The organism is Streptomyces sp. NPDC042364 (assembly GCF_056437585.1).
This window is the reverse complement of record NZ_JBWKAJ010000026.1, coordinates 90746-102643: the sequence shown is the minus strand read 5'-3', so window position 1 is coordinate 102643 and position 11898 is coordinate 90746. Positions and strand designations below refer to the sequence as shown.

General features: G+C 71.6%; 7 protein-coding genes and 1 pseudogene. 7 read left to right on the top strand and 1 reads right to left on the bottom strand.

Translation table 11 applies throughout. From position 1 onward, the window contains the following. Window positions 1-109: 109 nt before the first annotated feature. Complete coding sequence (locus tag AC067N_RS34540) at window positions 110-601, bottom strand: DUF6223 family protein (RefSeq protein WP_478682884.1); 492 nt, start codon at window positions 599-601, stop codon at window positions 110-112. Window positions 602-837: 236 nt separating this feature from the next. Between AC067N_RS34540 and AC067N_RS34535 the strand changes: the two are divergent. From AC067N_RS34535 to AC067N_RS34505, 7 genes and pseudogenes are all read left to right on the top strand, one after another. Continuing rightward, window positions 838-1950, top strand: a pseudogene (locus AC067N_RS34535) (sensor histidine kinase); the annotation flags it as partial. 218 nt (window positions 1951-2168) lie between these two features. Then, window positions 2169-2831: a response regulator gene (locus AC067N_RS34530; RefSeq protein WP_478682883.1), complete on the top strand. Its 663-nt coding sequence runs from the start codon at window positions 2169-2171 to the stop codon at window positions 2829-2831. A 107-nt stretch (window positions 2832-2938) separates the two neighbouring features. After that, window positions 2939-4981: a thioredoxin domain-containing protein gene (locus AC067N_RS34525; protein WP_478682882.1), complete on the top strand. Its 2043-nt coding sequence runs from the start codon at window positions 2939-2941 to the stop codon at window positions 4979-4981. A 233-nt stretch (window positions 4982-5214) separates the two neighbouring features. Continuing rightward, on the top strand, window positions 5215-6477 hold the full coding sequence (locus AC067N_RS34520) for a glycosyltransferase (RefSeq protein WP_478682881.1): 1263 nt from the start codon (window positions 5215-5217) through the stop codon (window positions 6475-6477). Next, on the top strand, window positions 6474-8132 hold the full coding sequence (locus AC067N_RS34515; protein ID WP_478682880.1) for an ArnT family glycosyltransferase: 1659 nt from the start codon (window positions 6474-6476) through the stop codon (window positions 8130-8132). Before AC067N_RS34520 ends, AC067N_RS34515 begins: the two co-directional genes overlap by 4 nt. Beyond that, on the top strand, window positions 8129-9409 hold the full coding sequence (locus AC067N_RS34510; protein WP_478682879.1) for a glycosyltransferase: 1281 nt from the start codon (window positions 8129-8131) through the stop codon (window positions 9407-9409). Before AC067N_RS34515 ends, AC067N_RS34510 begins: the two co-directional genes overlap by 4 nt. Continuing rightward, window positions 9406-11862 (top strand): galactose oxidase-like domain-containing protein, encoded by a 2457-nt coding sequence (locus AC067N_RS34505; protein WP_478682878.1) that lies wholly within the window; start codon window positions 9406-9408, stop codon window positions 11860-11862. The genes AC067N_RS34510 and AC067N_RS34505 overlap by 4 nt, the downstream gene beginning before the upstream one ends. Window positions 11863-11898 lie beyond the last annotated feature (36 nt).

Genomic DNA, 11898 nt, shown 5'->3' with positions numbered 1-11898 from the left:
GGTGGCGCTCCGCCCCCTCAGCCGGTGGCGCTCCGCCCCCTCAGCCGGTGGCGCTCCGCCCCCTCAGCCGGTGGCGCTCCGCCCCCTCAGCCGGTGGCGCTCCGCCCCCTCAGCCGGTGGCCGTGCGGCGGCGGGAGCGGGTGAGGGCCAAGCGGCCGAGGGCCATGCCGGTGGCCCCGATGACCATGGCGACGATGGCCCCCGCCCGGCCGTTGCCGGTGCCGAACCCACCGCTGGACGTGGCCAGATGCAGCGCGCCGAGGGCCACTCCGGCCAGCCCCACCACCAGCGCCGCGACGGCCCAGCCCCGCACGGACCCCGCCCGGGCGCCCGCTCCGACCGCGGTCCCCGACCGAGCCCGGACCCCCGCACCGATGGCGACCCCCGCCCCTTGAGCACTCCCCCCGGCCGCCGCCCGAGCCCCGCTCCCCGCCCCGCCTCCCCAGCCGATCCGACCGGCGGCGCGTGCCAGCGCCAAGCCGCCGATCACCGTACCGAGCAGGGCGACCACCGCCGCCACGACGGCCCCGGTCCTGCCGTCCCCGATGGCACCGCCGGCCACCGCCAGCAGCAGTGCCTCTCCCGACCCCGACGCGCTCATGCCGTTCCCCTCTTCCGTTCCGCTTGCCCCGACTCCTCCGTTCGGGCGTGCCCCGACGATGCCCGTCCGCCCGGCCTCCGGTCGTCCTCCCGGCGCAGGCACATTCCACTGCCGCCGGGGGTGCCGCCCTGCTGCCGTGGACGTCGTAGCCGGGGCGGAAGTGCTGCGTACGCGGTAGTCGGCGCCTCCTCCTCGCGCAGGACCCGCCCGGCGCGAGACCCGGCTAGGGTGCCCGCATGAGCGGGGGAGGGGCCGGTGTCCGAGCCGGTGTGAGGGACTGGGCGATCGCCGTCGGCGTGGCGGCGACGCTGGTGGTCACCGGCGTCTCGGCGGACCATCCGGCAGCGGCTCACGAGGCACTCGGCTTCGTACTGCTCGCCTCCGGCGGTCTCGCGCTGGCCGCGCGACGCCGGGCCCCCGTCCCCGTCCTCGCCGTCACCGCGCTGAGCGCGGCCGGCTACCAGGCGGCCGGCTTCGACGTACCCGCCGTCGCGTTCCTCTTCGCCGTCTACGCCGCCGTACGGGAAGGGCACCGCGCCGTCACCGTCGTCGCGTCCGTGGCGCTGCTGGCAGCCCTCCCCCTGGCGGCGCTGGTCTCCCTGCACGACACGGGCGAGGCCTTCGCGCGGGCCCGGGGTGCCCTCGAACTGGCCTGGCTGGTGGCGGCCGGCGCCGCGGGGGAGGCGCTCCGGCAGGCGGAGCGGCGGGCCGACGAGGCCGAGCGGACCCGCGAGGAGACCGCCAGGCGCCGCGCCGACGAGGAGCGGCTGCACATCGCCAGGGAACTGCACGACTCGCTCACCCACCAGATCTCGATCATCAAGGTGCAGGCCGAGGTCGCCGTCCATCTGGCCCGTCGGCGCGGCGAGGAGGTTCCCGAGGCCCTCCTGGCGATCCAGGAGGCGGGACGGGAGGCGAACCGGGAGCTGCGGGCCACGCTGGAGGCGCTGCGCGACGACCACACGAGCCCGCCGCGCGGACTCGACCACGTACCGGAGCTGGTGGAGCGGGCCCGTGCGACCGGTCTGGACACGACGCTGACGGTCGTGGGGGAGCGCCGGGACGTGCCGGCGGCCGTGGAACGGACCGTCTACCGCGTCGTCCAGGAAGCCCTCACCAACGTCGCCCGGCACGCCTCGGCGACCTCGGCGTCGGTCCGTGTCGAGCACCGCCCGGACATCCTCGCGCTCCGCGTCGACGACGACGGAAGCGCCGCCCCGCACACCCCCGTCGTGCCGGGGGTCGGCCTGCTCGGCATGCGGGAACGGGTCACCGCCCTCGGCGGCCGCCTCCGCGCGGAACCACGTGACGAGGGCGGCTTCACCGTCCGTGCGGAGCTTCCGGTCGACACCCGCCCCACGGCCCGCGCGGAACTCCCCGCCGCCGACACCGGCCCCACCGTCCGGACGGCACCCCGCGCCGAGGCCGGCCGCACCACCGACCCCGGAGCTCCCGCAGACGGCGCCCCCACCGCGTCCCCCGCCCCCGCCCCCGCCCCGGCCCCCGCCCCCGCCCCGGGCCGGAACCGCATCGCCCCCCGTTCGCAGCGCCCCGCCGAGCAGCCCTCATGATCCGCGTCCTGCTCGTCGACGACCAGCCGCTCCTGCGCAGCGGCTTCCGTGCGCTGCTCGACGCCGAGGAGGACATCGAGGTGGTGGCCGAGGCCGGTGACGGCGAGGAGGGGCTGGCCCTCGTCAGGGCGCACCTGCCGGACGTCGCGCTCGTCGACATCCGGATGCCGGTCCTCGACGGCATCGGGACGACCCGCCGCATCGCCGAGGACCCGGCCCTCGCCGGGGTGCACGTCGTCATCCTCACCAACTACGGCTTCGACGAGTACGTCCTCGACGCGCTGCGCGCGGGCGCCGCCGGGTTCCTGGTCAAGGACGTCGTCCCGGAGGACTTCCTGCACGCCGTACGGGTCGCCGCCCGCGGTGACGCCCTGCTGGCCCCGTCGATCACCCGCAAGCTGATCGATCGGTACGTCACCCAGCCGCCCGGGCCCGTAGTCGGTCCGGGGCTGGAGGAGCTGACCAACCGCGAACGCGAGGCCGTGGCCCTGGTCGCGCACGGCCTGTCCAACGACGAGATCGCCGACCGCATGGTCATCAGCGCGCTGACCGCGAAGACCCACGTCAACCGGGCCATGACCAAGCTCGGCGCCCGCGACCGCGCCCAGCTGGTCGTCCTCGCCTACGAGTCCGGCCTGGTGACGCCCCGCACCCGCTGAGACGAGACACGGTCACCTCCCCCGAGGCGCGTGCCGCCGCGCGCATCCGCCTCCCCCGAGGCGCGTGCCGTCCTGCCCCGGAGGGGTACTGCGGAATGATGGACCGCATGCCGAATCGACTCGCCCACGAGACCTCCCCCTACCTCCTCCAGCACGCCGAGAACCCGGTGGACTGGTGGCCCTGGTCGGCCGAGGCGTTCGAAGAGGCGCGCAAGCGGAACGTGCCCGTCCTGCTCAGTGTCGGGTACAGCTCCTGCCATTGGTGTCATGTCATGGCCCACGAGTCCTTCGAGGACGACGAGACCGCCGCCTACCTCAACGCCCACTTCGTCAGCGTCAAGGTCGACCGCGAGGAGCGGCCCGACGTGGACGCCGTCTACATGGAGGCGGTGCAGGCGGCCACCGGGCACGGCGGCTGGCCCATGACCGTGTTCCTCACCCCGGACGCCGAGCCCTTCTACTTCGGCACGTACTTCCCCCCGGCGCCCCGCCACGGCATGCCCTCCTTCCGGCAGGTGCTGGAGGGGGTCCGGGCGGCCTGGGCGGACCGGCGGGACGAGGTCGCCGAGGTGGCCGGGAAGATCGTCCGGGATCTGGCCGGCCGGGAGCTGAAGTTCGCCGCCGTCGACGTGCCCGGCGGGCAGGACCTCGCCCAGGCGCTGCTCGGCCTCACCCGCGAGTACGACGCCTCCCACGGCGGCTTCGGCGGGGCACCGAAGTTCCCGCCGTCCATGGTGATCGAGTTCCTGCTGCGGCACGCCGCCCGCACCGGCTCCGAGGGCGCGCTGCAGATGGCGGGGGACACCTGCGAGCGCATGGCCCGCGGCGGCATCTACGACCAGCTCGGTGGCGGCTTCGCCCGCTACTCCGTCGACCGCGAGTGGGTCGTGCCGCACTTCGAAAAGATGCTGTACGACAACGCCCTGCTCTGCCGGGTCTACGCCCACCTGTGGCGGGCCACCGGCTCCGAGCTCGCCCGGCGGGTGGCGCTGGAGACGGCCGACTTCATGGTCCGTGAACTCCGCACGGCCGAGGGCGGGTTCGCCTCCGCGCTCGACGCCGACAGTGACGACGGGACCGGCCGGCACGTCGAGGGCGCCTACTACGTGTGGACCCCGGAGCAGCTGACGGAGGTGCTGGGGGAGGAGGACGGGCGGCTTGCCGCCCAGTACTTCGGCGTCACCGAGGAGGGCACCTTCGAGCACGGAGCCTCCGTCCTGCAACTCCCCCAACAGGAGGGGGTGTTCGACGCCGAGCGGATCGAGTCGGTCAAGGAACGGCTCATTCGTGCCCGTGCGGAGCGCCCAGCGCCCGGCCGGGACGACAAGATCGTCGCCGCCTGGAACGGGCTCGCCGTCGCCGCGCTGGCCGAGACCGGCGCCTACTTCGACCGGCCCGACCTCGTGGACGCCGCCATCACCGCCGCAGACCTCCTCGTACGGCTGCACCTGGACGAGAAGGCGCGGCTCGCCCGTACCAGCAAGGACGGACGGGCGGGGGGCCACGCGGGGGTGCTGGAGGACTACGCGGACGTCGCCGAGGGGTTCCTGGCACTCGCCTCCGTGACCGGCGAGGGTGTCTGGCTGGAGTTCGCGGGGTTCCTGCTCGACCATGTGCTCGCCCGGTTCGTGGACGAGGGGTCCGGCGCGCTGTTCGACACGGCGGCCGACGCGGAGAAGCTCATCCGGCGGCCCCAGGACCCCACCGACAACGCCGTTCCCTCGGGGTGGAGCGCGGCGGCCGGGGCGCTGCTGGCCTACGCCGCGCACACCGGGTCCGAGCCCCATCGGGCGGCGGCCGAGCGGGCGTTGGGTGTGGTGAAGGCGCTCGGGCCGCGGGCGCCGAGGTTCATCGGGTGGGGGCTGGCAACCGCCGAGGCCCTGCTCGACGGGCCTCGCGAGGTCGCGATCGTAGGACCGGAGGGCGATCCCCGGACGAAGGAGCTGCACCGCGCGGCGCTGCTCGGTAGGGCGCCGGGCGCGGTCGTCGCCGTGGGGGAAGAGGATGGCGACGAGTTGCCGCTGCTCGTCGGCCGTCCGCTGGTCGGCGGTGAACCGACCGCTTATGTCTGCCGTAACTTCACATGTGACGCTCCCACGACCGACATCGACCGTCTTCGTACGGCCCTGCGAACAGCGCTGGACGGCTGAAAAACGCCCCCTGACGTGCGGGGACGAGGTCGAACAACTGGCTTGAATTGGGTGAGTGTTCGGACACGTCCGATTGTGGTGTCTGTCGTTCGGAAACACGCTATTTATCGGAAGGGTCCCCGGGATTCACAGTTTCCCCCTAGTCTCGGCACTGGTACGCGACAGGAGTGACGTCCCGTCAGGGTGCGAACTCCCGTCGCGGCAGGGGGTATTGAGATCTGGGGGGATCTTTCTTGCTGACGTCAGTCTTCATTGCCGTCGTCTCGCTGGCCTTGTTCTGGATGGCGGCCTTCACGCTGTGGTGGCAGATGCACGCGTGGCGCACGCCCGAAGTGCTCGCCTCCACCCGGTTCAGCAGACCGGACGGGGACGAACATGTGTCGTTCTCGCTGCTGCTGCCCGCACGCCATGAACAGGCCGTGCTCGACCACACCATCCAACGACTGCTCGAATCCGGCCACGACGACTTCGAGATCATCGTGATCGTCGGCCACGACGACCCGGAGACCACCGCGGTCGCCCGGGCGGCCGAGGCGCGGGACCCGCGCGTCCGCGTCGTCGTCGACCATCATGAGAAGAAGAACAAGCCGAAAGCCATGAACACGGCGTTGCCGCACTGCCGCGGTGACGTCGTCGGCGTTTTCGACGCCGAGGACCAGGTCCACCCGGAGCTGCTCTCCCACGTCGACCACGCCTTCCGCACGACCGGCGCGGACGTGGTCCAGGGCGGAGTGCAGCTCATCAACTTCCACTCCAGCTGGTACAGCCTGCGCAACTGCCTGGAGTACTTCTTCTGGTTCCGCTCCCGGCTCCATCTGCATGCGCAGAAAGGGTTCATCCCGCTCGGTGGCAACACCGTCTTCGTTCGCACCGGAGTGCTGCGCGACGCCGGCGGCTGGGACCCCGACTGCCTCGCCGAGGACTGCGACCTGGGCGTACGCCTCTCCAGCGTCGGCAAGAAGGTCGTCGTCGCCTACGACTCCGACATGGTCACCCGCGAGGAGACCCCCGGCAGCCTGATGTCGCTGATGAAACAGCGCACCCGCTGGAACCAGGGCTTCCTCCAGGTCTACCGCAAGCGTGACTGGAAGCAGCTGCCCGGATTCCGGCAGCGGTTGCTCGCCCGCTACACCCTCATGACGCCCTATCTGCAGGCCGTCTCCGGGGTGATCATCCCGCTCAACGTGGCCATCGCGCTCTTCCTCGACGTGCCCGTCGGCATCGCCTTCATCACCTTCCTGCCGGCCGTCACCGCCCTCGTCACCTTCGTGTTCGAGGTCGTCGGACTGCACGACTTCGGCAAGCAGTACGGCCTCCGCGTCCGGTTCTCCCACTACGTCAAGCTCGTCGTGGGCGGCCCGTTCTACCAGGTGCTCCTCGCCTTCGCCGCCGTCCGCGCCGTGTGGCGTGAGCAACGCGGCCGCAATGACTGGGAGTTGACCAGCCATGTCGGAGCACATCTCGCGAACGTGAACCGAGAGGACGTTCCTGCGTGACCTCCACACTTCCCGCGGCGACCAAGACGGAAGTCAAGGTCCCCGCGCAGCGGACAGCTGCGCCCACAGCCCGTTCGACCGGTCGAACGACTCCTTCCGTTTCGCCCGGCCGCCTGCGCGACTCGCGCCCCGACCTGCTCCTGTGCGGACTCCTCCTCGTGGGGATCATGATCGTGCAGGGCTGGAACATCGCCGACTACCCGACCCTCAGCGACGACGAGGGCACCTACCTCGCCCAGGCCTGGGCCGTCCAGGAAGGCAGAGGACTCGCCCACTACACGTACTGGTACGACCACCCGCCCCTCGGCTGGATCCAGATCGCCGTCCTGACCTGGATCCCCGCCCAGCTCGCCCCCGAGTCGATGACCGTCGGCTCGATGCGCGCGGTGATGCTGGTCGTCAGCGCCGTCAGCGCGATCCTCGTCTACGTCCTCGGCCGCCGCCTCTCGCTGCCCCGCTGGGCCGCCGGACTCGGCATGGCACTCTTCGGACTCTCCCCGCTGTCCGTCGTCCTCCAGCGGGAGATCTTCCTCGACAACATCGCGGTCATGTGGACGCTGCTCGCGTTCTGCCTCGCCGCCTCCCCGAGCCGTCACCTCTGGCACCACTTCGGCGCGGGCATCGCCGCCGCCGCGGCCGTCCTCACCAAGGAGACGATGCTCCTCGTCCTGCCCGCGGTGCTGCTCACCATGTGGCGGCACAGCCACCGGGACACCCGCAAGTTCGCCATCACCGGCGCCATCACCGCCTGCACCCTGATCGGCGTCTCGTACCCGCTGTTCGCCCTCCTCAAGGGCGAGCTGTTCCCCGGCGACGGCCACGTCTCCCTCTGGGACGGCATCGTCTACCAGATGAGCCGCCCCGGCTCCGGTTTCATCCTCACCGAGGGCACCGGCTCGTACGGCGTTCTGCAGTCCTGGCTCTACTACGACCGCGTCCTGCCCCTCGGCGGACTCGCCGGCGCCCTGCTGCTCCTGGTCACCTGGCGCTGGTCGGTGACCGCCCGCGCGCTCGCCGGGCCCGCCCTCGCCGTCGCGATCCTCGCCGGCATGGCCCTGCGCCCCGGCTATCTGCCCGCGATGTACGTCATCCAGGCGCTGCCCTTCCTCGCCCTGGTCCTCGCGGGCGGCGCGGCCAGCGTCGTCCACGGCGTACTGCGCCGCCGGCGCAGCGCCACCGAGAGGCGGCCGCTGACCTGGACGCGGTACGCGGTGGCCGTCGCCCTCGCCGCCGCGGCCGCCGTGTACGTCGTCCCCCGCTGGTACGACGGCAACCGCACCGCCATGACCTTCAACGCCAACGCCCCCTACCAGCAGGCCGCGAAGTGGCTCGGCAGCGAGGTCGACGACCCAGGCGCCACCCGGGTCCTCGTCGACGACGCCCTCTGGCTCGACCTCGTCCACGAGGGCTACAAGCCCGGCCTCGGCGTCATCTGGTTCTACAAGGCCGACCTCGACCCGGCGGTCACGAAGACGATGCCGCGCGGCTGGCGCGACCTCGACTACGTGGTCGCCTCCCCGACGGTACGGCGCGACGCGGTCGACCTGCCCAACGTACGGGCCGCGATGGAGAACTCCACGCCGGTCGCCACCTTCGGCACCGGCGAGGACCGCATCGAGATCCGCAGGATCCAGGCCGCGGGAGGCGACCGATGAGCAGCGGTTACGAGTCCGTCGTCCCGGACGAGCTGGGCGATCCGGCGGTCCGCGGGGCCGAGGTGCCCGAGCCCGGGGCCGTCACCATCGTCGTCCCCACCTTCAACGAGTCCGCCAACGTACGGGAGCTGCTCCACCAGATCACCGAGACGGTGCCCGCCCGGCTGCCGTGCGAGGTCGTCTTCGTGGACGACTCCACCGACGACACCCCCGACGTCATCGACGAGGCGGCGCAGGACTGCCCGTTCCCGGTGACCGTCCTGCACCGCGACCGCCCGACCGGCGGACTCGGCGGCGCCGTCGTCGAGGGCATGAAGGCCGCCACCTCCGACTGGATCGTCGTCATGGACGGCGACCTCCAGCACCCTCCCTCCCTCGTGCCCGAGCTGGTGGCGACCGGGGAGCGGTCGGCGGCGGGCCTCGTCGTCGCCTCCCGCTACATCAAGGGCGGCAGCCGCGCCGGGCTCGCCGGCAGCTACCGCGTCGCCGTCTCACGGGGAGCGACCTGGCTCACCAAGTCCCTCTTCCCGCGCCGGCTGCACGGCATCAGCGACCCGATGAGCGGCTTCTTCGCGATCCGCCGCAGTGTCGTGACCGCCGAGATCCTCCAGCCCCTCGGCTACAAGATCCTCCTCGAACTCGCCGTACGCAGCCGCCCCCGCCAGGTCACCGAGGTGCCCTTCGTCTTCCAGGACCGCTTCGCCGGCGAGTCCAAGTCGACCGCGCAGGAGGGCCTCAGGTTCCTGCGCCATCTGGCCGGCCTGCGCACCGCCTCACCACTGGCCCGCATGATCGTCTTCGGTCTGATCGGCGTCACCGGCTTCCTGCCGAACCTGGCCGGCCTGTACGCGCTGACCTCGGCCGGCATGCACTACCTCCCCGCCGAGATCCTCGCCAACCAGCTCGGGGTGGTCTGGAACTTCTTCCTCATCGAGCACCTGTGCTTCCGCGAGCGGCGGGCGCACCGCAGGGGCTGGGACCGCATCGGCCGGTTCGCGTTGCTCGCCAACGCCGACCTGGTGCTGCGCATCCCGCTGATCGCCCTGTTCGTCGGCCAGTTCGGCATGGGGGCACTGCCCGCCACCGCGCTCGCCCTGGTGACGACGTTCGTCCTGCGCTTCGTGGGCACGGAGGCGCTCGTCTACCTGCCCCGCAGGAAGCCTCGCCGTGGGGAGCGCGGCGGGGAGCAGAAGGCCGGACGGGGGACCGGGCCGGCCGCGAGCACGGAGGCCGAGCAGCGGTCCGAGCCGGCCGAGTCCGCAAGGAGAACACGATGAAGAGCCGCCTGAAGCGCCGCCTGTCGATACGGATCAGGCCCAGACGCAGAACCGCCCTGCTGGCCGTCGGGGCCCTGGCCTCCGGCCTCCTCCTCGTCTCGCCCCAGTCCGCGTCCGCCGCCAACCTCGTCCAGAACGCCGGCTTCGAGACGGCGGGCCCATCGGGCGCGGCGGACATGCCGTACTGCTGGGAGAAGTCCGGCTGGGGCGACAACGACTTCACCTTCACCACCGTGGCGGACGCCCACTCCGGCGGCAAGGCCATGAAGGTCGAGCTGACCCGCCGGGTCTCCGGCGACCGAAAGGCCCTGATCACCGAGTCCGCGGCCTGCGCCCCCTCGGTGTCGGTCGGCAAGCAGTACGACCTGAGCCTCTGGTACAAGTCGACGACCCCGGACACGTCCGTCACCCTCTTCCGGCACGACACCACGGCGGGCTGGCAGTACTGGACCGACCTGAAGACCCTGGACATGGCGGCCGACTGGACCCAGGCGTCGGTCCGCACCCCCGAGATCCCCCCGGGCACCGACCGCATCACCTGGGGCGTCTCCGTCTACGGCACCGGCTCCGTCACCACCGACGACTACACGATGGACCAGGTCGCCGACCCCGTCCCCGAACCCGAGTGCACCGGCACACCGGCGGAGTGCGCGAACGGCCGCTGGGACGTCCTGCCCACCCGGAACCCCGTCCGCTCCATGCACTCCGTCGTCCTCAACAACGGCAAGGTGCTGCTGATCGCCGGCTCCGGCAACAGCGAGGAGATGTTCGAGGCGGGCACGTTCACCTCGGCGGTCTACGACCCGAAGAACGGCACGTACAAGCAGATCCCCACGCCGGACGACATGTTCTGCGCGGGCCACGTCCAACTGGACGACGGCCGTGTCCTGGTGATGAGCGGCAACAAGGCGTACCCGGCGGCCAACGGCTCGCACGGCTACGAGGGCTACAAGGACTCGTACGTCTTCGACCCGGTCACCGAGACCTACAGCAAGACCAACGACATGAACGACGGCCACTGGTACCCGTCGGCGACGATCCTCGGCAACGGCGACGTTATCTCCTTCGGCGGCCTCCGCGAGGACTCCACGGGTTCGGTGACGGCCGAGCTGTGGTCGGACGCCGAGCAGAAGTGGCTCGAACTCTGGAAGGTCAACCAGACCTGGTCGTACTGGGGCCTGTACCCGTCGATGATCCTCATGCAGGACGGCCGCCTCTTCTACTCCGGCAGCCATGTCTTCGGCAACAACATCCCCGGCACGGGCTCGGCGATCTACGACTACGGCGCCAACACGATCACCCAGATCCCAGGCCTGCAGAAGAAGGACGAGCGCGACCAGTCCGCGAGCGTGCTCCTGCCCCCCGCCCAGGACCAGAAGGTCCTCACCCTCGGCGGCGGCAACATCGAGTCCAACCCGGAGGCGAACCGCCTGACGGACGTCATCGACCTCAAGGCCCCGAACCCGGCGTACGTCGCAGGCCCGCCGATCCCGCAGGGCACGGTGGACCTCGGCAACGGCAAGGTCGCCCAGACGGGCGACCAGGGCAAGATGTACGTCTCCGCGGTGCTCCTGCCCGACGGCAAGGTCCTGGAGACGGGCGGCGGCCTGCACAACCGCGCGAACCCGGTCTTCGAGACATCGCTCTACGACCCGGCGACGAACACGTTCGACCCGGTGGCGGCGGACCCCGAGGCCCGCGGCTACCACTCCTCGGCGTTCCTGCTCCCCGACGGCCGCGTGATGGCGACGGGCGACAACCCGGGCAACGGCTCGTGGAACCACAACGTGTCGATCTACACGCCTCCGTACCTCCTGAAGGGGCCCCGCCCGAAGATCACCTCACTGATCGACAAGGAGTGGGTGTACGGGGACACGCAGCGCATCACGGTGGACCGCCCGATCGCGAAGGCGGAACTGATCCGCCCCGCGGCCGTGACCCACTCCTCCGACCCGAACCAGCGCTACGTGGACCTGCCCCTCTCGGTCGACGGCAACAACGTGGACCTCAACGTGACGAGCAACCCGAACCTGGCACCGCCCGGCTGGTACATGCTCTTCGCGGTGGACGCCAACGGCGTCCCGTCGGTGGCGGAATGGGTCCACCTGCAAGGCCCCTCAGCCATGGCGCAGGCCTCGGGCGAGACCCCGTCGGCCCACGTCCATGACTTCGCGGACGCCCTGAAGGGCAAGACCACGGGCCCGCAGAAGAAGACCAGGTACAAGAAGGTGAGCCCCACGCTCGCGGGCTGCGACCGCCACTACGGCTCCGCGAACGTCTGCGTCCCGACGGCCTTCCCGGCGGAGGTCAAGAACACGACGGCGTCCCGCTGCGCCTGGCTGAAGGAGAACGACTACGGCCGCCTGAAACTGAACGGCAAGGACGACCCGCTGAGCCTGGACCGCAACCGGGACGGGCTGGCGTGCGGGAAGGGGGACGTGCGGCGGGGCTGACGAGGGGGGGCGGCGCACGCCGCCGCCCCGAGCACC

What these genes read in the sequence shown, in the direction of transcription:
- AC067N_RS34540 (WP_478682884.1), bottom strand. Translation starts at nt 601, where the DNA reads ATGAGCGCGTCGGGGTCGGGAGAGGCACTGCTGCTGGCGGTGGCCGGC.
- AC067N_RS34530 (WP_478682883.1), top strand. Translation starts at nt 2,169, where the DNA reads ATGATCCGCGTCCTGCTCGTCGACGACCAGCCGCTCCTGCGCAGCGGC.
- AC067N_RS34525 (WP_478682882.1), top strand. Translation starts at nt 2,939, where the DNA reads ATGCCGAATCGACTCGCCCACGAGACCTCCCCCTACCTCCTCCAGCAC.
- AC067N_RS34510 (WP_478682879.1), top strand. Translation starts at nt 8,129, where the DNA reads ATGAGCAGCGGTTACGAGTCCGTCGTCCCGGACGAGCTGGGCGATCCG.
- AC067N_RS34505 (WP_478682878.1), top strand. Translation starts at nt 9,406, where the DNA reads ATGAAGAGCCGCCTGAAGCGCCGCCTGTCGATACGGATCAGGCCCAGA.